The sequence below is a fragment of the Verrucomicrobiota bacterium genome, assembly GCA_021413925.1.
In the GTDB taxonomy this organism is placed as follows: domain Bacteria; phylum Verrucomicrobiota; class Verrucomicrobiia; order Chthoniobacterales; family UBA6821; genus UBA6821.
Genome location: JAIOPL010000006.1, coordinates 184445 through 208114, shown reverse-complemented (window position 1 = coordinate 208114; position 23670 = coordinate 184445). Strand labels below are relative to the sequence as shown.

11 protein-coding genes are annotated in these 23670 nt (G+C 60.5%); 9 read left to right on the top strand and 2 right to left on the bottom strand.

What is annotated here, in order from left to right; translation table 11 throughout:
- Positions 1 to 88: 88 nt before the first annotated feature.
- Genes K8R57_04575 through K8R57_04565 form a run of 3 tightly spaced genes read left to right on the top strand, consistent with a single transcriptional unit; the run spans position 89 to position 5556 of the window.
- A complete protein-coding gene (locus tag K8R57_04575) occupies positions 89 to 1918 on the top strand; it encodes an FAD-dependent oxidoreductase (protein ID MCE9587570.1) in 1830 nt (609 codons plus the stop codon).
- A 22-nt stretch (positions 1919 to 1940) separates the two neighbouring features.
- Positions 1941 to 3533, top strand: coding sequence for a hypothetical protein (locus K8R57_04570; protein MCE9587569.1), 1593 nt, complete (start codon positions 1941 to 1943; stop codon positions 3531 to 3533).
- A gap of 16 nt (positions 3534 to 3549) precedes the next feature.
- Positions 3550 to 5556 carry a beta-galactosidase gene (locus K8R57_04565; GenBank protein MCE9587568.1) on the top strand — a complete coding sequence of 669 codons (2007 nt, stop codon included), beginning with the start codon at positions 3550 to 3552 and terminating at the stop codon, positions 5554 to 5556.
- A gap of 280 nt (positions 5557 to 5836) precedes the next feature.
- Here the strand turns inward: K8R57_04565 and K8R57_04560 are convergent, their stop codons facing one another.
- Positions 5837 to 7996, bottom strand: coding sequence for an alpha-galactosidase (locus K8R57_04560; protein ID MCE9587567.1), 2160 nt, complete (start codon positions 7994 to 7996; stop codon positions 5837 to 5839).
- Between the two features lie 86 nt (positions 7997 to 8082).
- Positions 8083 to 9633 carry a glycoside hydrolase family 43 protein gene (locus K8R57_04555; GenBank protein ID MCE9587566.1) on the bottom strand — a complete coding sequence of 517 codons (1551 nt, stop codon included), beginning with the start codon at positions 9631 to 9633 and terminating at the stop codon, positions 8083 to 8085.
- Positions 9634 to 9917: 284 nt separating this feature from the next.
- Here K8R57_04555 and K8R57_04550 point away from each other — a divergent pair, with 284 nt between their 5' ends.
- The 6 genes from K8R57_04550 (at position 9918) to K8R57_04525 (ending at position 23634) form a co-directional block, all read left to right on the top strand.
- Complete coding sequence (locus tag K8R57_04550) at positions 9918 to 13775, top strand: DUF6067 family protein (protein ID MCE9587565.1); 3858 nt, start codon at positions 9918 to 9920, stop codon at positions 13773 to 13775.
- 60 nt (positions 13776 to 13835) lie between these two features.
- Positions 13836 to 15887 carry a hypothetical protein gene (locus tag K8R57_04545; GenBank protein MCE9587564.1) on the top strand — a complete coding sequence of 684 codons (2052 nt, stop codon included), beginning with the start codon at positions 13836 to 13838 and terminating at the stop codon, positions 15885 to 15887.
- A 38-nt stretch (positions 15888 to 15925) separates the two neighbouring features.
- A complete protein-coding gene (locus K8R57_04540; GenBank protein MCE9587563.1) occupies positions 15926 to 17941 on the top strand; it encodes an alpha-galactosidase in 2016 nt (671 codons plus the stop codon).
- Positions 17938 to 19620, top strand: a complete 1683-nt coding sequence (locus tag K8R57_04535; GenBank protein ID MCE9587562.1) for an MFS transporter — start codon at positions 17938 to 17940, stop codon at positions 19618 to 19620. Before K8R57_04540 ends, K8R57_04535 begins: the two co-directional genes overlap by 4 nt.
- 735 nt (positions 19621 to 20355) lie before the next feature.
- Complete coding sequence (locus tag K8R57_04530) at positions 20356 to 22842, top strand: hypothetical protein (protein MCE9587561.1); 2487 nt, start codon at positions 20356 to 20358, stop codon at positions 22840 to 22842.
- 90 nt (positions 22843 to 22932) lie between these two features.
- Positions 22933 to 23634, top strand: a complete 702-nt coding sequence (locus K8R57_04525) for a hypothetical protein (protein MCE9587560.1) — start codon at positions 22933 to 22935, stop codon at positions 23632 to 23634.
- Positions 23635 to 23670: the final 36 nt, after the last annotated feature.

The window sequence follows — 23670 nt, the reverse complement described above, 5'->3', positions numbered from 1 at the left end:
TCTCAGCGTTCATGCAATTGTTCCCGGTAGCGGAATCTGCGGCCGGAATACAGACAATGAACACGGGAGGAGGGGATCTCTGATGTCAATGAACATTCAAAAGAGCCCCTTCCGCACCATCGAGCACCGCGTCGATCTCTGTGTCGTCGGCGGCGGGATGACCGGCCTGTGCGCCGCCGTGGCGGCGGCGCGCCGAGGGGCGTCGGTTGTCCTTATGCAGGATCGGCCCGCGCTCGGCGGGAATGCCTCCAGCGAGATCGGTGTCCACATTATCGGCGCGGACCGCATCGGGAGTGTGCCGTATGCACGAGAGACCGGGATCCTGGAGGAGCTGCGCCTGAAAAACCTGGTGCGCAATCCGCAGGCCAATCTCTCGATGTGGGATCTGGTCGTGTATGACACCGTGCGGCACACACCGGGTCTCGAGTTGCTGCTGAATTGCTCGTGTCTCGACGCGACGATGGACGGACCGGTCCTGCGGACGGTGACCGGTTGGCAACTCTCCACGCAGACCTGGCATGTGGTGCATGCGAAGATTTTTGCGGATTGCTCCGGCGACGCGATCCTGGCGCCGCTGACGGGAGCGGAACATCGCATGGGCCGCGAGGCCGCCGCCGAGTATGACGAGTCCTTCGCCCCGGATGCGTCGGACCCGCGCACCATGGGCATGAGCTACATTTTTTACACGCGCGAACACGACAAGCCGATGCCCTTCGTTCCGTTCGACTGGGCACGGAAGTTCAAGAGCTGCGACGACCTGCCCTGGGGGCAGGGGGATCACGCCCGCTGGGCGGTCAGCCCCTGGTGGGCCGAGATGGGCGGGGAGCACCACGCCATTCACGACAGCGAACTGCTCCGTGACGAATTGTTCAAGTTCAACCTGGGTCTCTGGGATCACATCAAGAATGGCAGCTGCGTTCACCGCGAGCGCGCCCAAAACTGGGCGATTGAGAAAGTCCAGTTCGTGCCCGGTCGCCGCGAAAGCCGCCGTTATGTCGGTGCGCATGTGCTCAGCCAGCGCGAAGTCGAGGCCGGCGGCCTGTTTCCGGATGTCGTTTGCCACGGCGGCTGGACGCTGGATGACCACCACCCGGCGGGTGCGGATTCGTTTTCCAAGCACCAACAGCCGCCGACGATCCACCATCCGGCGCCCTCCCCGTACGGCATCCCTTACCGCGCGCTCTATTCAAAGAACATCGAGAACCTCATGTTTGCCGGACGCGTTGCCAGTTGCACGCATGTGGCGATGAGCAGCACGCGTGTCATGGGCACCTGCAGCGTCATGGGCCAGGCTCTCGGCACCGCGGCGGCCCTCGCCTGTCGCCACGGCCTGATGCCGCACGGCGTCTCGGATCGCATCGGCGAGTTGCAGCAGCAGTTGCTGGCCGACGATGTCTACCTGCCCGGGGTCATGCTTGATGTGGGCGAGACAACCCGGCGCGCCCGTCTGGAAGCCAGCCAGGGCGACCCGGAACCGATACGCGACGGCTTCCAACGCCCCGTCTCCTCCGACCCGTTCATCTGGATGCACAAGCCGGCTTTCAGCAAGGTAGACGATGCCGAACTCGCCGCGTATGATCCGCACAGTTGGCGCGCCGCCCCCGGCGACCATGCGGCATACCACTTCGACAAGCCCGCACTCGTGGAGCAGGTCACGTTGATTCTCGACAGCAATCTGGAACGCAGCGTCGCGCTCAAAGCGCCCGGCGTTCAGGAGGCGTTCCCGGAAAATCTCCCGAAACAGTTCCGCGTCGAGGTTCGACAGGGATCCGCTTGGGAGCCGGTCGCCGTCATCACCGGCAACACGCAGCGCCAGGTGCGCGTGCCGGTCAATCAAACAACCGACGGAGTCCGGTTTGTGCTCGAAGAGACGCACGGCGGCGACTCCAGCCAAATCTACGGAATCATTCCCCGCTAGTTCACATCATCAAAATAACCCCATGAAAAAAACAAAATGCATCTTCATCGCAGCGCTCATGGCGTTCGCCCCGTTGGTCCTGGCACAGGAATCCGATAAGGAACCTGCCGCTGAAACCTCCACGGAACCCGCTGCTGAAACTTCGGCTGAACCCGCCGCCAAATCCGCTGGTGAACCTGCCAAGAAACCCGCTGCGGGATTCGCCAGCGAAACCGCCGCGGAATCCAAGCAGGTCTCAAGCGATCCGGTGGAGTTGAAAACCATCGATCCCACCAAGTCGGGCTTCACTTCCATCGGCAGCATGAAAACCCGTTCCTCCTCCGAAATCGGCTCCTCCATGTGGTCGATCGGCGGGGAGACCCTGGATCGGGATTTTGCCGTTTACGACAACTACAAATCCTATTTGGGAAAGCTGGGAGCGAAGGGGATTCGCTTGCAGGGTGGTTGGGCAAAATGCGAAACACAACCCGGAGTCTACTCTTGGGAGTGGCTGGATAAAGTCGTGGATGACTCCTTGAAACAGGGCGTCCAGCCTTGGATTGAAACATCCTACGGCAATCCCATCTACCCCGGAGGCGGAACCACGGGGCTTGGCGGCTCCTTGCCAACCAGTCCGGAGGCTCTCGCGGCTTGGGACAACTGGGTCCGTGCGCTCGCTCAGCGTTACAAAGACCGCGTTAAGGAGTGGGAGATCTGGAACGAGCCGGACCTGAATGCCCTGCATCCGACCATCGGCTCGCCCGTCACGGCCGAGGACTATGCCAAATTGTTCATACGCACGGCGGAAATCATCAGGCAGGAGCAACCGGGGGCCAAAATCTACGGGCTCGCCATGGCGGGGGAAGACACTTTTGCCACGGAGTTTTTGATCTGGCTCAAGGTCTTGGGAAAAACCGATCTGCTAGATGCCGTGACCGTGCATGGATACCCCGCGAATCCAGACGATTTCAACATCGGGAGGATCCAGAAATTGCTGAAAACGCACGCTCCCAAAGTCGCTGTCCGTCAGGGCGAGACGGGGGCGCCCAGTTCGAAGACCATTGCGGCTTTGAGCCAGTATCAGTGGAATGAAAACAAGCAGGCCAAATGGGATCTCCGCCGGATGCTTCAGCACAATGGACGAAATATTCCGTTCAATCTTTTCACCATCGTTGACTTGAAATACGCCCAGTCCGACCTGAAAGGAATGAATCGAAAGGGCCTGCTTTTCGCGAATGAGGATATGACGGTTGCGCGCCCCAAGCTCTCCTACCTTGCGGCACAGAATGTCTTTTCGCTTTTTGACGATTCGTTCAAACCAGCCAAAAGTGTGAAAACTCCTTCGCCCGAGGTGAGTCTCTTCTCCTATCAAAAAAAGGATTCCAATAACGCGGTTGTCACGGCTTGGATAAGCAACGCCGCTCCCACCGACTCGGCTGAACCGACTCCCAAGGACATCACTGTTCCCGGAGTTGTCTTCACCGATCCCGTCTATGTGGATTTGATTTCCGGAAAGGTTTACCGCTTCCCCAAAGATCAGTGGAGTTCGGACAAGAAGAACACCACTTTTACAAAACTGCCTTTGTGGGATTGCCCGATCGCAATTGCCGAGGCGTCCCTGATTCCATTGAAATAAAAACGACAAAAAAAACATGAGCATACCGTACCGACAAATCCACCTCGACTTTCACACTTCCGAAGCCATTCCGGGCATAGGGACCGCGTGGGACAAAAAACACTGGCAGGAGACGCTCAAGCGCGGCCATGTGAACAGCATCAATATCTTCGCCGTCTGCCACCATGGCTGGAGCTATTACGACACCAAGATCGGCAAGCGCCATCCCCACCTGGCGGACGGCTTCGACCTCACCCGCGCCCAACTCGATGCCTGCACCGAGGTGGGCATAAAAACCCAGGTCTATCTCACGGTCGGCGTCAACAACCGCGTGGCGCGCGAGCATTCCAACTGGCGGGCGATCAATTCGAGCGGCACCTATTTCGGTTGGAGCCAACGGCCCGCAGATGCCGGGTTTCATCAACTCTGCTTCAACACGCCCTATCTGGACTTTGTCTGCGATCAGGTGCGTGAAATCGCCCGATTGTTTCCTGAAACCGACGGGCTCTGGCTGGACATCATCCACAAACTGCCCTGTTACTGCCCCTACTGCATGGAGAGCATGGTGAAGCACGGGCTGGACCCGCTCGTGGAGGCGGATGCCAACAAGCACGCCGATATCGTCCTGCAGAACTACTACACGCGCACGCTCGCCGCGCTGCGCGAGGTGAGCCCGACAATGCTCATGACCCAGAACAGCGGCAATGTGACCCGTGGCGACCGCCGTTTTCTCAAACATGTCACGCACCTGGAATTGGAAAGCCTGCCGACATGGGGCTGGGGCTACGACCATTTCCCGATGGGTGCCAAATACGCCCAGGCCACCGGCATGGAATTCCTCGGAATGTCCGGAAAGTTCCATACGACCTGGGGGGAGTTCGGCGGCTTCAAGCATCCGAACGCCCTGCGCTACGAGTGCGCCGCGATGATGGCTTACGGTGCCAAATGCTCCATCGGCGACCAACTTCACCCCGACGGTCTGCTCGATGAGTCCACCTACGACCTCATTGGCGCGGCCTATGCCGAGGTCGAGGTCAAGGAACCCTGGTGCGAGGGGGCCCGCAATGTGGCGGATGTGGCCGTGCTCTCATCCCAGGCGCTCGACCCTCTCCACCAGATAGGCGAAGACTCCGATGTCGGCGTCACCCGCCTCCTGCTCGAGGGGCATGTCCTCTTCGACATGATCGACGCCGAGATGGATTTCTCCCCCTACAAGGTGATCATGGTCGCGGACGAAGGCCGGATCGATGCGGCTCTCAAGGCGAAGCTCGACGCCTATCTCGCCAAGGGCGGCAAACTCCTCATCGTCGGCCGCGGCGCTCTCGGTGAGGACGGAAAGCCGTTGTTCGATGTCGGTGCGACGGTCGCCGGGGAAAGCGAATTCACGCTCGACTACATCCTGCCGATTCCCGAACTCCGTCCCTCCTTTGTGGAATCCCCGATGGTCATGTATTGCAAGTATCCGCGCCTGAAGGTGACCACCGGAACGGCCTTGGGGGAAGTGGTGGAGCCGTATTTCGAGCGGGCCTGGAACCACTTCTGCTCCCACCAGCACGCGCCGCAGAAGCGCCAGGGCACCGGTCTGGCCTGCGGGGTGCAAAACGGAAACATCATGTGGCTGCCGATGGATCTCTGCCTCGCCTACCGCAAGGTGGGACAGGTGGCGACCAAGCATTTCTTCCTCGCCTGCCTGCGCCGCCTCCTCGGCGACACGATCGGCCTGCGCTCGAACCTCCCGAGCACGGCCCGCGTCACGCTCACCGAGCAATCCGCGCAGAACCGCCATGTGCTCCACCTGCTCCACGCCAACCTCGTCCAGCGCGGCACCCTGCAGACCACCCACATGGGACAGATGATGATGGAAGTCATCGAAGACCTGACTCCTTGCTGCGATGTCAAGGTGTCGCTGCTGATGAAAAAGCCGGTGAGCCGCGTGACTCTGGAGCCGCAGGGCCGGGAGATCCCGTTCAAGATCGCCGGTGACAGGCTGGAGTTCGAATTGGACCGGTTCACCTGCCACCAGATGGTTGTCCTGACACCCTGACGGCAACCTTGCCTCATGCGAACCCAGGGAAACGCTGATTAAAGATTTAATCAGTGAATCCCTGGGCGTCTGCAAACTGCGGTTTTCCCCTTCCTATGGCTGCCTACTTGGAATGCCCTTGGATCCCCCTTCGTGGTGAATAATCTGATCCCCGCCTTTGCTTGAATCGCTCCCGCGATGTGGTGAACATCCCTTTCATCCCCCTCATCCCTGTAAATACTTCCATTCATCCACCCACTGGAAACAGCGAGGAACCAAATTTGTGATCGCCGTTCCGCAATCAGCCCCGCCGCAGGCTGACCACGCAGGCGCGGAATTCACCGGGGAGGTCGAGTTTCAGGGATTTTCCTTTGAGGGTTGCCGGGAGCCCTTGTTTTTTGGGCCAGGCTTCTTCGATTTTCCAGCTGCTTTCCGTGAGCGGGATTTGCACGGATTTCGGGAATGCTTTGCTGAAGGTGTGGGCGATGAGCAGGGCGCGCTTGCCGTTTTTTGAAGTACGCAGGACGGCTTGCCAGCCTTGCGGGTGACGCCAGCTTTTGCCGGTCTCGCCGTGGAAGGTGGAGTGCCCGTCGCGGATGATCGGATAGACGCGGCGGTAGAGCTCCATGGCGGAGACGGTGAGTTTCCACTGCGCGGGGGAAAGGTCGTGGATATCGCCGGAAAGGCACATGCGGCCGAGGAAGGTGGCGGCGAGCGAGTAGGCGAGGCGTTGCGCGGTGTCGTTCTTGCGCAGCACGGCCCAGATCTGCGACTGGCGCGGGAGGATGAGGCGCTGGACATTCGCGGCGATGATCGGGATTTCCCGGCTTTCGTGCGCATCGGAAAACGATCCCATCGCGCTGAGGCCCATCATCGAGGGTTCGAGGCGGTGACCTCCGGAGGAACAATTCTCGATGACGAGATCGGGAAGTTCCTCTCGCAGTTTGCGGAAGAATTTCCGGACACCCTCCAGATGCCGCCGCAGTCCCTCTCCGGGCGACTCGGCCCCATCGACACCGAAGCCGATGTTGTCGTTGTAATCGACCTTGAGGTAACCGAGACCGTTGTCGCGAAGGAGATGGATCACTCTTTTTGCGAGGTAATCGAAGGTGAAAGGGTCTCGGAAATCCCAGTAGCGGCGGCTGCCGACCTGAAGCACCCGACCATCCCGGTGGAGATGGTGATCGGTGAGATCGAATGCCTTTGATCCCGGATTGCAGACCTCGAACTCGAACCAGATGCCGGGGATGAGATCGTGCTCGCGGATTGCCCGGCAGGCTGCGGCGAGGCCCTCGGGAAAGGATTTGCGGTTGATGATCCAGTCGCCGTTCTGCTGGATGCCTCCGCCGGGCCGCTCGGCCCAGCCATCGTCGATGACGAGGTACTTTGCAGGCGTTCCTTGGAGACGCTTGGCCAATGCCAGCAGGTTTTCCTGGGTCGGATTGCCCCAGCTCGTGCACCACTCGTTCACCACGATGGGCAGGTCGTTCTCGATCTTGGGCAAATCCGCCAGCGCCCCTTCCTGCGCGGAACTGAGCCGCTGCGCGAGTTGATCGATGTCACCCTTGATGCAGCCGAGCGTGGCGACGGGGGTGTCGTAGGTTTCGCCCGATTTCAGCGTTTTGAACCAATGCCCGAACTCGCGGTCGGCCTGGCCTCCCGAGAGCGCGACGAAATCATCCTTGCGGAAGACTTCCATCTGCCACGAGCCGGGAGAGGCGAGTTGCGCGCCCCAGAGCACGCCGGCCTCGCGATCCTCGAGCGCGACGAAGGGAAAAAAACCGCGAACCGGCATGGAGCCGACCTGGCCGAAGCGCTCGCAGGCGATGCCATTGCCGGCCCATGATCGCTCAAGTTGCAGGTCCTCGATGCCCTGCGTGTCGGGGCGGCCTTCGGCACTCCAGGTGGAGCGGTAGCGATGCACGAACAACCGGTTCGGCGCGTCGTCGTGAGCATAAGGTGTCATGCCGCCGAGCGAGAAACTACTGAGCATTTCCAGGGTCACTGGTTTTTTGCCGGAGTTGCGCACGCTGACGCTGCTGGAAAATACCGGCACAATTCCCTGCCAGGAGAGCTGATGCTCGCAGAGCAGCCCCGAAGGATGCTTGAGCGTGGTGACCACGGCGGTGTCGCCGTTTTTCCTGTGAACCTTCTGACCGATGAATTCGAGAACGGCCGTCGAGTGTCCTGAGCGCATCGTGCGGCCTTGGGAAAAGCCTCCACCATAAATGTCCTCCATGCATTTGAGCTGAACGAGCGCATCGAGCGACCATGCGCCAATCGACTGCCACATTGACGGCAGGCCCGCGATCTCGACATCCCGCGGCAGGAGTTCGCGGTGCTTCACCGGTGCGAGCCCCTTCGGATGAAGCGAGAGTTGCGGTGCGCCCTTGCCATCTGAGGGGGCATCGAAGCGGACGACCGTGTCGCCGACAGTGAACTTGGAGAGAAGCTTGGTCATGGGAAAATATGGCGATAGATTATCTATTCCGTGGGAGTTTCACCCATGTGGTCGAAGGGTAAAGGCGAAACAAACCCCTCTTTTCCTCAGCTGTCGCAGGGATGGTATTCGAACCAGTCGAAATCGGCCGGTGCCTGGCAAGTGTCACCGTTGCCCGTGGCGTAGAGGGCCAGCATCATGCCGGTGAAGGTGCAGGCGGCATCGGAGGATATGGGGGCGATGGCCGCCGTGCCGAGGATTCTCAGCGGGGAGCTGCCGGCGCGATAGCCGAAGGTGTAGGTCTCGGGTGTGGCGGTGCAGACCAACTCGACCGGACCGGGCGGGAGTTCCTCCTCGGCCACCACGGTCTGCAGATCGTGAATCCGGCGACGCAGGAAAACAACGCGCACTCCCCGCCGCAGGCCGACGGCGACCTCGTAGTGGTGGCTCTCCCGCATGTGGGTCGCCAACCCCGCCTCGTCACCTTCGCGCGCGGGTTCGAAATCGAGTTTTGCCGAGGCCTTGCAGGTCATTTCCGTCTGCCGGCGGCCCAGAAAGGCGGGGCTTGTGCCTTCATCGTCCAGGCACGACGCATGGCCATGCAGGCGCAGCCACCCCGGGCGCTCGTGGAGTGACCAAGTCCCCTCTGGCGGCTGGCGCAGGGTGATCCAGTCGAGGCCAAGCGTCGGGGAATCAAAGTCATCCCGCACGGGTGGTTCCGGACATTGCACAGGCGGAGGCAAAGGCGCCTCCATGAGCAATCCCACGGGACGACCGCCATTGACGACCGGCCAGCCGTTTTCCCAGGTCACCGGGGCGAGGAAGGTCTCGCGGCCCAGGTGTTGAAGTGCGCTCCAGCCGTTCGGCGGGCGAACCCCGAGAAAGACCATCCACCAGTTGCCGGCATGATCCTGAAAAAGGTCGGCGTGGCCGAGGCACTGGATGGGATGCGGCCTGACATCGCGATGGCTGAGAATGGGGTTGAGCGGTGAGGATTCATATGGCCCCCACAGGCTTCGGCTTCTGGCAACCGTCACCATATGGCCGTAGCCCGTGCCCCCTTCGGCAGCCAGGAGATAATACCAGTCGCCAATGTGGTAAAGGTGCGGTCCTTCCGGTTCGTAGCCGCCGGTCCCTTTCCAGAGTTCCTTCATTTCCCCCAGGACCGTTCCGGTGCTCAAATCGATCTCACCCATCACCAGCCGTCGCGGGCCGGGTTCATCGGAGGTATTGCGGAGGAAGTAGGTGCGGCCGTCTTCGTCCTGGAAAAGATCGGGATCGATGCCGGGTTGATCGATCCAGACGGCATCGGACCACTCCCCGGCGGGATCCCCGGTGGAGACATAGAGATGGCGGCACCCAAGTTGCGGATGTCCCATGAGCGTGGTGATCATGTAAAAACGCCCGTTGATGTGCCGCAAGGATGGCGCATACATGCCGCGGGGGATCGCCACGCCGTCGAGTGGAAGTTGCCCGCGCCGCGTCATCGCATGGCCGATCTGCCGCCAATGGACAAGGTCGCGGCTGTGAAAAATCGGCGCGGCCGGGAAATACGCAAAGGTGCTGGTGCAGAGGTAATAGTCGCCGCCCACCCGGCAAATGCTCGGATCCGGATGGGTCCCACGGAGGATCGGGTTGTGGTAAGGGCGTTCCGTCATCACTGAGCCTCCTCAAGGAAGGGCACGCATCGAAGGGGGCTGGAAGTTCGGCTGTCGGGACATAGGGAAAGGATTCAAGAGATTCAATCTTTAAGACCGTTTTGCAAAGCATTTTGGGTGATCGGTGATGGCGCACCGAAGAGAGCTTGCCCCCGTTGGAGCGAAAGTTCCATCAGACCCTCGACCCTCGACCCTGCTTGCCCGGCCTTCATTTTTTCAAATTCCCCCTTTTATTGTCTGCCCCGGACGTGCAACTCTCTTCGCTTTCCCCCAACCAGAATACCATGAAACTGAAGATGATGAAGCTATCGCCCTGCAAAACCCTGTTTGCTGCAGCCCTCCTGACCGGGTTGTCCGTTGCAGGGGCTAATCCGTTGCCTGATGGCAAAAATGCGGAATTCGCTGTGCCCAGGATTTCCAAGCCACCCACGATCGACGGAAAAATCGATGCCGAGGAATGGCGGGAGGCCGTGGCGATCGGGGGTCTCGCTACCCAGAACCCCGGCGGCAACCTGCTCATCATGCGACCGACAACCTATTTCTTGGCGTGGGACGCGGAGAATATCTATCTCGCCTGCCGCACCTGGATCATGCCGGACTACAAGCCGCGCGTGAAGGGTCGGACCCCGGGGAGCGTCGATGCCCATGACGACGGGATGGAGTTGAGCCTCCAGCCGATGGGCGCGAATCTGCCGGAAGGCACTCTCGGCAATTCCTACAAGTTCTTCATTAGCTGCTTCGGTTCGGACGGCGATTTCGGACGTGTATCGGTGGGACAGATTTTCCGCAACTGGCGTCCGACATTCCGGACGGCGGTGCGCCAGACCGAGCCCGGCACGGCGCCTTGGGGAGGTTCGTGGTGGGAGGGTGAGGTGGTCCTCCCGGCCAAGGACTTTGAACTGACCGGTCCTAACCGCACCGGGGATGTCTGGAAAATGCTTCTGGCCTTCAACCACATTCCAGGATTCACGCAGAATGCCGTGCCCATGGGCAGCAGCTATTTCGACGCCTCCGGCTGGCCCAAGATGACGCTGGTCGAGAACACGCCCGCCGTGCAGGTGACGATGGACGAGCTGCCCGGCCTCAAGGACGGCATGGCGGCGGCGAAGATCACGGTTTACAATCCGACTTCGGCACCGGCGACGGTGAATATCCTGGCCCAGCTCGAGGAGTGGAAGGATGCAAAGACCGCCGAGGATTTACTGAAGAAAGAGGAGACCCTCACCATCGCGCCTGGTCAGACCGGCGAGTTCAGGCTCTCCGAGGCATTGCCGCGCGACATCGGCAAGAACAAGGGCGGATTGTATTTCCGCGTCACGCAAGGCGACAAGGAGCTCTACCGCTACTACGCTTATTTCGCACCCGGCTATGATGCGAATTGGGTGAAGTTCACGCCTCCCAAAGCGGCCTATCCGGTGAGCGTCAAGTTCAATGCATTGCGTGGCAAGCTCCAGCTCGATGCCGACGCCCACTACACCGCCAGTCCGGAATCAGCCAAGACCCTCCACTACAAGATCCTTCTTGAGGGCGCGGAGAATCCGGTGCTCTCCGGTGAAATCACCGAAAAAAAATACGACCTTTTTGAAAGCATGCTTGAAATGCCGGATCTCAAGCCCGGGAAATACACGCTTGAGACCACGATGGAACTGGCCGACGGCACCATGTTGGGCCCCGTGAAAAAAGGTTTCCAAAAGCTCGACGAACCCAAGGTGTTCGCCGATTGGTGGAAGAACAACATCGGCGACACGGAGCGGGTGATCGCGCCCTTCACGGAAATGACCGTGAAAAAGGAGACCGTGGGAGTCTGGGGCCGGTCCTATCGACTCGATGCCCTCGGCCTGCCCGAGGCGATGAATTCCCAGGAGAATCCCGTTCTCGCCGCGCCGGCCCGCATCGTGGTGGTCGTCGGTGGCAAGGAGCAAACCATCGATCTCGGCGGGAAGCTCCGGATCACGGAGAAAAAGCCGTGGAGGGTCTCCTTCCAAGGCGAGGTCACCGGAGCGGGGCTGAAGTTCAGCACCACCGGTTGCGTGGAGCAGGACGGTCTCGCCCAGATCAAGCTCACCTACGAGCCTGTCGGCAAGGATCCGGTCCAGATCGACTCGCTGCGCCTGGAGTTTCCCCTTTCCGACAAGGAGGGGCAGGCCATCAACTCGATGGGGCCGGGGGGCAACTTCGCCACCCTCTGCGCGGACCTGGTGCCGCGGGATAAAAAAGGCCTCCTCTGGAGCACGCTCCAGATGGGAAAAGGGGGCTGCGGCATGACCGTCGGATCATTCTACCCGGGGGTCTGGATCGGCAACGAGGAGAGGGGCTTCTACTGGTGGGCCGACAGCGACGAGGGCTGGGTGCCGGATGACACGATTGCGGCCCATGAGTTGGTCCGTGAGGAGCGTGACGGCAAGTCCACCCTCACCCTGCGCAACAATATCATCGGCAAGCCCTACACGCTCACCGCCCCGCGCACGCTGGCCTTCAACTACAACGCCACTCCCTTCAAGCCCTTGCCGAAGGGCTGGCGCGCCACCATCAATGCGGAGGACGGCACCTTCACCGCTCCCCACAAGCAATATACCGATGCCGCCGGGAAGAGATGGGACGGCACGCAATGGCTTGCCGCGCCGGCCGCGCCCGCCGACTGGGCCAAGGTCTGGGGCGAGTTCAAGGTGAATGCCGACAAGAAGGTCCGCGAGCTCCAGCCATTCGATCCGCTGGCCGCCCGCCGCACGGCTTGGGTGCACAATTCCCTGGCCATCACGGGCTATGGACCGCGCTCAAGCGATGAAGTTCTCGAAAATTACTTCCGTCCCGAGTGGGGGGAGAACAACATCTGCGATTCCCAGATGGATTACGACCTCTGGCTGGCCAAGCGGGCGTTCACCGAGGGGGGATTGCGCTCCATTTACTGGGACATCTTCTTCATCAAAGCCTGGAAGGAAGAGATCAACGGCATGGCCTACAGACTGCCCGACGGTCGTCTCCAGCCGACATTCAACGGCATGAAACTCCGCCGTTACATGATGCGTCTGGCCTCCCTGATGGATCAGCTGGGCCTCTCTCCCGGAGGGGTGACCGTCCACTCGACGAACTGCTTCCCGTTCGTGGCGTATCCCTGGGTCGGGGCCGGCCTTGACGGGGAGCATAACTTCCTCACCGATGCCACCACGCGCGACTGGGTGGACTTCTACTCGCCGGAGAGGATGCGCGCGCTCAACACGCCCCAGAATTACGGCGTCCCCCTCACCTGGATGAGCGTCAACCAAATGACGGATGCCGTGAAGCGTGGCAAAGTCTGGCGCGGGTTCTACGACTGGACCCGGTTCCACGACTGCAACTGGTACGGATGGGATGGCTACAAGCCCGGCGACAAGCTTACCGACTTCGGGCTCAATGACGAGCGCCTGAAGTATGTCCCGCACTGGCGGAACACCGCGATCATCAGCAACGATCCGAAGGTGCTGGTCGCCTACTGGCAAATGCCGGAGCGCGTCATCGTCATGGCCTTCAATCACGACGGAACAGAGGTGAAGAATCCCGTGCTGAAGGTGGACTTCGCTAAGCTCGGTTTGACGGGCGGCACGGTTGTCCTTTCGGAGCTGCGCGGCATCGACCCGCACAACGGCCAGTCGAATGAAGCGGATCCCGAGCCGGTGCTGGATGCCCCGGCTCAAACGGTGACGGTGAGCGGTCTTCTGCCGCACACGGCCCGATACATCGGTCTTCGGGTGGAAAAGCCCGCCGATGTCGAACGCCTGAAGAAGGAACTCGCCTCGGTGGGCGAGGGGGTCGAACTCACCGCCCGGATGCTCGACTGGGGCCTGGACGGCAAGGGAGTGAAGTTCCTCCCGGCCGGTCAGTCGAAAACCGTCAGCTCCACCGATCCTGCGGCCCAGGTCTCCGTGTGGGAGCTGCCCGACCGCGTGCTGCTGGCGGTGAAGAACACCGGTGCCAAGCCCCTGCCCGTCACGCTCGACATCGATCTCGACAAACTCGGCCTCGTTCCGAAGCTGCCGTGGCAGGAGTTCGTCAGGGTGCGCGACTTCAACGGCAAAGGATCGAAACTTGAATTCTACGATCGCAAGCTCGTGCTCACCGCCATCAAGCCGGGTGAGGTTCGACTCGTCGGCGTGCGCCGGTATTAAGGATCCTGAAGCCCTAAAAAACAGACTCAATAACTCACGGAGGCGCCGGAGAAACATCCGGTGCCTCCGTTTATTTATTCCAAAATCCGCGTTTCAACAATGACCGCACATCTTCCCGAAAAGCAGACGGGATACCCCTTTACCGGGAAAAGCCGCAACCTGGTGCGCTTCTGCCGCCACTTGCCGCAGGACCAGTTGCACGAGTCCTTCGCCGCCGATTTCGGCTTCCGCTCGGAGCATAGCCGGTTTTCGTTTCTGAAGAACCACGGCACGCTGCCAGGCCCCGATGAGGCGTTCTCGCATCTCCAGCAGGATGCAAGGCCGCTCTTTGAGAAGTTGCTCGGGCTGGAGATCGACTATCCGGGAGCGCCAAGGACCCTGCAACCCTACTCCTCGATGAACTTCTACCGATCGCACATCGAGGAGTTTTTCCATCACACCGGACCGCAGCATTCCCCCTTTCCTCCGGTGCAGGGGCGGTGCGTGATGTTTTTCGAGGCAACCGATGTGTTGCGGGTGGAGTTTGAACTGTGGAACAAGTCGGCGGCCGATGTCGCGATGCGCCTGCGCTGGTTCTCCATCCCCTCGGCCGGCCTGCGCCACTCCCTGGAGCTTTTGCCCGAAGGTTTCCGCCATGCCTGCGTGCAGAAGGTGTCACGGGAATACGAGGCCTCGGCCACTCTCACGGGCTGCGCCTTCCGGCAGGCGGGCCGGCGTTTGGAAAGCGATTGGGAGGAGATCTCCCTGGGGGCGAAGGGAACCTTGGTCCGGAGCTTTGAGATCCGTTTTCAGGATGCCGTCCCCGCAGGCAAGCCGCTGGATCTCGACGGCGCGATCGAGGCCGTCGAGGCCCGCTACGCGTCGCTGCCTCCTCTCCCGGAGCGTTTGCGCCGATTCGAGCCTCTGGCACTGCGAGCCGCCGGCATCGTGCTGAGCAGCCGCTTCCTCGAGACCGATCTGCAAGGCAACCGTGTCCCCGTGCTTCACGGTGGCAAATGCGGCGTCGAGGCCTCCTGGTTCTGGGATTCCGCCACCTCGCTGCTTGGGTGCGGCCTCATGCAGGATGCCGCCACGGGGTGGGGAAGCTACAGGCTGCTCTGCGATGGCATTGCCGAGGACGGTAAGCCCTTCGTGCGCTACTGTGACGGCGCATACAGCCCCGGAGCGCAGAACCCAATCCTCGCCTGGGGCGTTTGGAATTTTCACTGCCTCTGTCCCGACCGGGATCAACTGGCGCGCAACTACCCCGCGCTCAAGCGCTATGTTGAGTGGTGGATGCGCACATGCGATGCCACGGGAAGCGGCCTCTATGTCTGGCCGGAAGGCATGGGCTGCAGCGGTCTGGATGATGCGCTGCAATGGTGCGAGCATTTCCCGATCACCCTTCAGCCCGGCGAATCCTGGACAACCAAGGATTGGGGGCATCCGGCGCTCCACCGCTTCGAGAGTGTGGACATCAACTGCCAGTTGTATCTCGAAATGAAGGCGCTCGCCCTCATTGCCCGCACGCTGGAGCATTCTGCCGATGCGGAGAAATGGGAAGCCCGGGCCGCAAAGCTGGGCGAGTGCATTCACTCGCGCCTCTTCAATCCCGAGGCCGGAATTTATCAGGCGCGCAGCATCGTGGACGGGAGGTTCAACGGCATGACATCCCTCGAGAGCTTTTTGCCCATCTACGCCGGCATCACGTCGCAGCCCCTCGCGCAGCGGATCTGCCGGGATATCCTGCTTGATCCCGAGCGCTTCTACACCACGCTTCCCTTTTCGACGCAGGACAGGAGCCACGAGGCGTTCCGCAGCAGCGGCTCCCTCTACGAGCCCCCGGCATATCCCGGCGCCTTGGTGCAGCAGGCTTACTGGATCGGCCGGACCTGGCTGAATTACAGCTACTGGATGGTCGGCGCCCTGCACCAAGCCGGGCTCGCCGGGGAGGCGGACGCGGCGGCGGAGAAAATCCTCGACGCCGTCAGCCGCAATGAAAGCATCTACGAATGCTATGACCCGCTGACCGCCACCGGCACGGGCCACGCGGAGTTCCCTTGGGGGGCCGCCTCGACCTTGGCGCTCCTCTTCGGCCTGTATCGGAACGGCCCCCTCCCGGCACATCCCTGAACTGCATTTCCATGAATCAGCAAAAAAACAACCAACCCATGAAAACCAATACCACCTTTGCAGAAAACGGCCTGAGCTTCATTGCGGAGGATCACAGCGGAATCAAAAATTTCGGCCTGCGCCTCGTCGTCGAAGGCAAGCCGCATGTCACCGCCTACGGCGCCTCTACCCCGCACCAAGGAGGTTTCATCGCCGAGGCCAAGGCGGGCGATGATCTTACCGTCCGCAGCAGCGTGGAGCCCGTTCCCGGTCTCGATGCCGTCGTGCTCCGGCACTCGATCCGCAACGGCGCCAAGCGTCCCGTCTTTGTCAACGAAGCGGTGACCGGCCAGGTCTCGCCCTCGGCGGCCGTGCTGCACGGCAGGGGAAGCTGGCTCGGGTGGGATCTCCGCTTCGCGCACACCGACAATGTCCGCACCGAGCACTACCCGCACTGCCAGATGGAGTATCCCTATGTGCGCATGCTGCCGACGGAGACGGTGCGCCTCGGACGCGGACAGGATCAGGCCTTCCCCGGACTCTGGATCCTCGACGGCCGGAGCAATTTCTCCATCGTGTTCGCCGCCGCCTCCCAGGCCATCAACTACACGACCTTCGAGATGCGCAAGGGGGCCATGGTCAACGAGGGCATTTTCGAGGAGTTCCTCATCCGCCATGATCCCGGTCAGAACGCGGGCTTTGTCATCCCGGCAGGAGGCGAAGTGGTGCTCGACGGAGTCTTCATCCAGATCCGTAGCGGTGTGGTCGCGGAGGACGCCTTCGCCGATTACATCGATTTCCTGGCGCCACGGTTTGATTTTCGCGGGCCAAAGACGCCGATCCTCCACGAGGCGTTCCACTGTACATGGAACTACGGTGTCTTCGGCGACCAGTCCGAGGCCTCCTTGCTCCCGACGGCGCGTTTCATTTCCCAAAATTTTCCAAAACTCAAGTGGTTCCTGATGGACGCCGGCTATCTGGCCGGGGATATCGACACGACCTTCCTCGACCGCTTCTATCCTGATCCGAACCAGTTCATCACCTCGGAAAAATGGCCCCGTGGCATCCGGGGCTACACCGATGAACTCCGAAGCCTCGGCCTTCGTCCCGGTCTCTGGTGGTCGCCGACCGTGCGCGTCCCCTCCCGCCTGCACGACGAGCATCCCGACTGGTTCCTGCGGAATGAGGACGGTTCGCTCTACCTCATCGGCGGCAACAATGGCTTCCTCGATTACACCCATCCCGGGGCGCTCGACTACCTCGACCGCACGCTGGCGGTGATTCTGCGAGAATGGGGCATGGATGCGTGCAAGATGGACTTCTGGAGCCAGAACTTCGAGGACCGCGGCGCCCGCCTGCACGACCCGTCGGTGACGGCGGTTCAACTGCGCGCCCGCTTCTTCGATACCATCCGCAAAAACCTCCCGCCGGACGGCATCTTCATGACCTGCGTGGCCACCGGGATGGGCAATCCTTTTATCGGCCAATGGGCGGATACCTACCGCAACACGATCGATATCGGCGTGGGCGTGTGGCACGAGCAGGTCAACAACTGCATCTGGTCGCTGCCGACGCTCGGCTTCGAGGGCAGGAAAACCTTCCTGCTCAACAATGACAGCGTCGGCGTCAACGTTGCCCTCCCGGACAACGAGAACGAGTTCCGCTTCACCTGGATGTTCATGAACATGGGCCTGCTGGAAACCGGCGGCCGCATGGAGACCTGGCCCGAGAAGTGGGTCAAGGCGATGCGCAGGCTCACCGACCGCTGCGATCGCGGCTACCGCGTGCATTGCCCCGATGACCGCGCCTTCACCGGCCTGCCACTCCCGGAGGTGCTGTCTGTGGACTTCCCGGCGGAGAGCCCCACCGCCAAGGCGGGCGTCCGCCAATCCGTCGCCCTCTTCAACTGGAGCGACGAGGCCCGCGTCATCTCCGTTCCCCGCGCACGGCTTGGCCAGAGCGGCCCGGTGGTGGCGGAGAACTTCTGGACCGGCGAGCGCGAGACTCTCGACGGGGAATTCATCACAAAGAGGCTCGAAGGCCGCAGTGCCATCCTTTGGGATATCCCGTCATGAACACCGTTTCCCCCCCCGGATCGGCCGAAAAGACATACACCTGCGGGTCGCTTATCTACAGCAGGCGCGGGCTGATCGCGATGTTCGCGTGGATGCTCTGGGGTGACTTCTGCTTCACGCTGATGGAAGCGGTGGTGCCGAGCATCATCCCCCTGAAATTTCACAGTCTTAATACCTCCGACACGACGATCAGCCTGCTCATGACCAGTCTGCCGGCCATCTTCAACTTCACGGTCACTCCCAGCATCAGCATCTGGAGCGACCGGCTGCGGACCCGCTGGGGCCGGCGCATGCCGTTCATCATCGGCACGCTGCCCTTCCTCGCCCTCTCCCTGGTGATGATCGGACTGAATAGCGAAATCGCCTCCTGGATCCACAGGCACTTTTTCTCCGAATCCGGGTACGACCAGGCCAAGGTGGCGATCATTGTTCTGGCCTGCTGCCTGGGGCTCTTCGACCTGTTCAACATGTTCATCAACACGGTCTACTGGTATCTTTTCAACGATATCGTTCCCCAGGAGATGCTGGGTCGATTCATGTCCCAGTTCCGCATTGTCGGCACCCTGGCGAGCATGCTGTATAACTTTTTCATCTTCCAGTTCGCCGAGAGCCACATGCGGGAGATCTACCTCGGGGCGGCGCTCCTCTATTTTGTGGGATTTGGTGTCGTCTGCCTGCGGGTGAGGGAGGGGACTTATCCGCCGCCCGAGGAGAATACCAAGGGGCTGGGATTTTTCGCGGGCCTCATGGCAGTGCTCAAGAGTTTTGGGCGCGAGTGTTTCACATCCCGCTACTACTGGTATTTCATGCTGGAGCCTGTTGTGGTGAGCCTTGCCGCTTTCGCCCCGTTCGGCGTCTTCCTCAACAAGAGCATGGGGCTGACCTTGGGTAACATCGGGTTCATCGGAGGCATCAGCTCGGGTACCATGATCATCGGATTATACTTTGGCGGCAAACTGGTGGACCGCTGGCATCCGATCCGCGCATCCGCCTATCTGTCGGCTTTTTCGGCCTTTACCGGTTTCGGTGGCTGGGTTTGGTTATTTGTAAACAAGCCCAACCCGACACTCTACCTCTGGATTGCGGCCCTGCATGGGGCCCTGTTTATGCCGCTCTTCCAAGGAGTCTTCCAAGTTGGGGGAATGACGCGGTTCATGCGTCTGGTGCCCAAGGATAAGCTGGGGCAGTTCTCGGCGGCCATGTGCCTGATGCGGGCGGCGGTCATTTTTGCATCCGGCTTTCTTTCGGGAGCTTTCCTCGACATGGTCAAGCACTTGCACCCGGCGACTCCAGACGACCCGGAGGGGCTCTTCCGCTACCGCTATATGTTCCTTTACACTGGGGTGACAACCCTGGTTGCGTTTGTGTTCCAATACAAAGTCTTCCGCGGCTGGAAACGCCTCGGGGGCGAAGTCTCCTACGTGGCGCCCTCCGCCGATGTGGATGTTTACAAATTGCCTCCGCGAGCCGGAGATACGGGACGCGTGCCCAAGGGACTGGTCCTCGTGGCCTTATCGGCCGGGATCGGGGGATTGTTGGGTAACCTGGCCTGGATCGGCTACTATTCGTGGTGGGAGCGAAACATGCATTACGTGACGGTCTTCTCCATCGCGGCCATCTCGACCGCTGCAATCCTCGTTTTCTACGTGCGGTTCGTCAAATTCATGGAACGACCGTAGGGAAATCTTTTCGATCTCTCCCTGCCTTTGCCCGCGCCTGGGCAACAGCTCGACAATTTTCAGCCCAGTAGCCCAATCCGTCCGTCTCCTCTGTGGTGAAGCACCATGTTCCTCTCTCTTTCCTGAAACAACGGCCAGGCAAGCAATTCCTGAGTTTCAGATTTTTCCCTGCATCTCGGCCTTACCTCCACACCCACTCCAAACAGCGAGGAGCCCTTTTAACTCTTTAAGGAAGCGCTGATTTAATCCCATGCAGGCCGCTGAAAAGCATTTGCTGATTTTTGAAGGCGCGAGCGCTGGGCAACACGTAGCTGCGGGAGCTGCTTGGGTAGATTTGCCGGAGGCAAACCCGTCAGGGCGAGCCGAGCGGGAGCGAGCGAGTCAATACCCGCAGCGGTCTCGCCCGAGCGAGCAACGCGGCAAAAATCGACAAATGGTTTCAGCCCTGCGGGTTGCGAAGATAACAGGCCGGGGGCTGTGTTGGCTTGGCAATTACAGCCCGCTGCGGGGATGCTCGTGCCAAGCCGCCTTGCCCGCGGCCCATGGCTTGCCCGGTCGTTGCTTCGCATCCGCTACGGCTTCCCGCAACGGCCTCTATGCGATTAAATCAGCGTTTCCTTAACGCCGCCTCCCATGATCTCAGGAATTCCCAATGCAAATTACGGTTGAATGATTCCGCGCAAGTGGAAGAGGATTACCGTTTCTCAACGCCTCCGACCGACCGCTTTTAAATAAATGAACAAGATAATTTCCCTGAATGGTGAGTGGCAGATCCGATGGAACGATGGTGAGCGGGGCGAGCGAATCGCCCGTGTGCTTGCGGGAGACGTCAAGTGGAACCGCGCCTGGCCCGCGAATGTCCCCGGCAGCGTGCATGAATCGCTGATTGCGGCCGGAGTCATTCCCGAGCCGAACCTCGGCACCAATGTGCTGGCATGCCGCTGGGTGGAGGAAACTATCTGGTATTATCGCAGGACTTTTGAGGCTCCCGAGCTGGCGGCCGGTGAGCGGGCCTGGGTGTTTTTTGAGTCGCTGGATCTGGCGGCCTCGGTCTACCTCAACGGGAAATCCCTCGGCTCGCATGCCAATGCCTTTCATCCGCTGAGAGTGGAGGCCACCGATGCACTCCGTGCCGGAACCAATGAGATCGTGGTGCAGGTGGAGGCGGGGCTCTTTCATACGATGGACCGCGCCGCCGATGGCTACGGATTGCGCCTGAACCATCGCCTCGCAAAGACGCCTTGGTTGCGCAAGACCCAAAGCCAGCAGGGTTGGGACTGGTCGCCGCGGCTCATGAATGTCGGCATCCCTGGCGATGTGCGCCTGGAGATCGCTTCCGGTGTCCGGTGGGAAAACCTGAGCGTCACCACCGACCTTTCCTTGGAGACCAAACGCGGTCAGGTGAAGGCCCGTCTCTTTGCCGAAAATCTCGGCCAAGCCGAACTCTCCGCCGAGATCCTCCTTCGCATCGATGAAACGGGACAGACCGAACGCCGTCAAGTGACGCTCGCTCCGGGAATGAACACCCTGGAGGCCAGCCTCTCGATGGAAAATCCCGGGTTGTGGTGGCCGGTGGGGCATGGTTCCCAGACGCGCTACACGGTGCGGGTGGAACTCCACAACGCCTCGGGCCAATTTGGCGGCGATACCCGCCGGGTAGGTTTTCGCGAGGTGCGGATCAATCAGCTTCCGCATCCCGTCGAGGGGCGTTTCTTCACCGTTGAGGTGAATGGAAAGCCGATATTTTGCAAGGGGGGGAACTATGTTCCCGTGGATCTCATCTTGAGCCGGATCAATCGCAGTCGCCATGAAGTGCTCATAGATCTTGCGCTTGAGGCCAACTGCAATTTCCTGCGGGTCTGGGGCGGCGGCGTCTATGAAGGCGCGGATTTTTACGACCTGTGCGACGAGCGCGGCATTCTGGTCTGGCAGGATTTTATTTTCGCCTGCTTCAAATACCCCGCCACCGATGAGCATTTCCTCGCCGATGTCTGCGTCGAGGCCACGCACCAAGTGCGTCGTTTGGCCCACCATCCGAGCCTCATCATCTGGTGCGGAAACAACGAGATCGAATGGGGTTCATGGGAGTGGGAATATGAAAAAGGCGTCGCCTACCCCGACTATGCGCTTTACCACCTGGTCTTGCCGCGAATTCTTCGCGCGGAGGATCCCGGCCGCTACTACCAGCCGAGTTCGCCCTTTTCGCCGGATGGTGAAACGGCAAACCACAACCTCTGGGGGGATCAACATCCTTGGCAGGTCGGTTTTGGCGACAATGATTTTCGCAAGTATCGCGAGATGCCATGCCGGTTCCCGAACGAAGGCGGTATTTTGGGGCCAAACAGTTTGCCAGCCGTGCGTGCGGCGCTGGCAGGCGGGGAGGAAAAACCCGGTTCATTCGCCTGGGAACTTCACGACAACAGCCTCACCGCCTGGGACAACATCCCGGCCTACTCACCAGACCTCATGCTCGAGCAATGGCTCGGCAAGAAAGTCGAGGATCTGACAATCGAGGATTATGTGTATTGGGCGGGGGTGGTTCAGGGCTCCGGACTGGCCGAGTATATCAAAAATTTCCGCCGCCGGATGTTCGACAGCTCTGCGGCCGTCTTCTGGATGCTTAATGATATCTGGCCCTGCTCGCGAAGCTGGACGATCATCGATGCCCTTGCCAACCGGACACCGGCTTTCTGGCCCGTTCGCCGCGCCTTCCAGCGGGAGTCGGTGGTGGTCGTTCGGGAGAACGACACGGTTCGCATCTTCGGCGTGAACGATGGACCCGAAATCGAGGCGGAACTGCACTTTGGCCTGCTTGAGTTGAAGGGAACCTATCCCTTCGAGCGCACCATCCCTGTGAAGCTCCCGGGCAACGCCAGCACGGTCCTTGCGGAGTTTTCTGCCACCGAATGGGACACTCTCGGGATTACCAAGCATGTCGCCTTCGCGCGGTTGGTGCACAAGGGGTCGGAGGTGGCGCGCGACGCCTTGGTTCTACCCTTCTTCCGGGAAATGGAATGGCCGCAGGCTAATGTCGGCGTAGAAGTCGCCAACGGCTTTGCCACTTTCACCAGCAACAGCTTCGCATGGCGGATTTGCCTCGACCTGGATGGCGACCGGCCGTTGCCTGATAACTTTTTTGATGTCTATCCCGGCATCCCCACCGTTCTGCCTTGGCCGGAGAGCCTCGGGGAACCGAAGATTCTCCGCTGGGGCAACCCTTGAGAAATCCCCGATTTTACGACGGAGGGGATTCTGACAGGATAAACTTTTTGTTTGGAAAAAGATAAGACGACGCAAGGAATTATAGGAATTATGAAGCGTGGAAGATCACTCCGGCCCGGCCAGCTTTTGGATCTTCGATTCCCGGAGCTTCCCAATACGCTGTGCGGCGTGTTCCGCGGCAAAGAAATCCAGCCGCGACTTCTTGCGTCATTGCCCCGAAACTACACTCCGGACGCTCGATTTCCTCTGCTGGTCTATTTGACGGGAGGTGAGGGCGGCGAGGTCACCGAGAGCGAAATCAGTTATGTCCGTCGGCTAACGGAGGATCAGGATTTTATTGCAGTGACCATGCCGCTCTTCAAAAAGGGTCTGGATTCTTCCGAGATATTCAACGGCTTGTTGATCAGTGCATACGACGACTATCCCCTGATCGCTCGCTGTTATCAAACAATGCTCAAAGCTCTCTTCAAAGCGGTCCCCAATCTCGATCCGCAGCGAAGTCTGATGGGAGGTTTTTCCAACGGGGCTCACACGACGGCCCTGCTCCTTTCCTGCGTCGACTCATTCGTGCTGAAACACTTTGCAGGCTTCTTTCTTCTGGATGGCGGATGGCATATTGCCAGCCATCACAAGCTGGCCATCCAGCGCAAAAGGATCGTCTATTTCATTGGCGGCAGCCGCAGACGAAAACACCGGCGGTGCCTCTTGGATCGCCTGGATGCCACGCATGCCATGGGAAAAACCCCGCATGAGGGAATGGATGCTGAGTGCGTAGCCAAGCGAACAAGGTAAAGCGCGCCGCTGCTTTGCGTCGCCCGACTGAGTAAT

Excerpts from the sequence above, each read along its gene's own strand:
- K8R57_04575 (MCE9587570.1), top strand. The coding sequence starts at position 89 with ATGAACATTCAAAAGAGCCCCTTCCGCACCATCGAGCACCGCGTCGAT.
- K8R57_04570 (MCE9587569.1), top strand. The coding sequence starts at position 1,941 with ATGAAAAAAACAAAATGCATCTTCATCGCAGCGCTCATGGCGTTCGCC.
- K8R57_04565 (MCE9587568.1), top strand. The coding sequence starts at position 3,550 with ATGAGCATACCGTACCGACAAATCCACCTCGACTTTCACACTTCCGAA.
- K8R57_04560 (MCE9587567.1), bottom strand. The coding sequence starts at position 7,996 with ATGACCAAGCTTCTCTCCAAGTTCACTGTCGGCGACACGGTCGTCCGC.
- K8R57_04555 (MCE9587566.1), bottom strand. The coding sequence starts at position 9,633 with ATGACGGAACGCCCTTACCACAACCCGATCCTCCGTGGGACCCATCCG.
- K8R57_04550 (MCE9587565.1), top strand. The coding sequence starts at position 9,918 with ATGAAACTGAAGATGATGAAGCTATCGCCCTGCAAAACCCTGTTTGCT.
- K8R57_04540 (MCE9587563.1), top strand. The coding sequence starts at position 15,926 with ATGAAAACCAATACCACCTTTGCAGAAAACGGCCTGAGCTTCATTGCG.
- K8R57_04535 (MCE9587562.1), top strand. The coding sequence starts at position 17,938 with ATGAACACCGTTTCCCCCCCCGGATCGGCCGAAAAGACATACACCTGC.
- K8R57_04530 (MCE9587561.1), top strand. The coding sequence starts at position 20,356 with ATGAACAAGATAATTTCCCTGAATGGTGAGTGGCAGATCCGATGGAAC.
- K8R57_04525 (MCE9587560.1), top strand. The coding sequence starts at position 22,933 with ATGAAGCGTGGAAGATCACTCCGGCCCGGCCAGCTTTTGGATCTTCGA.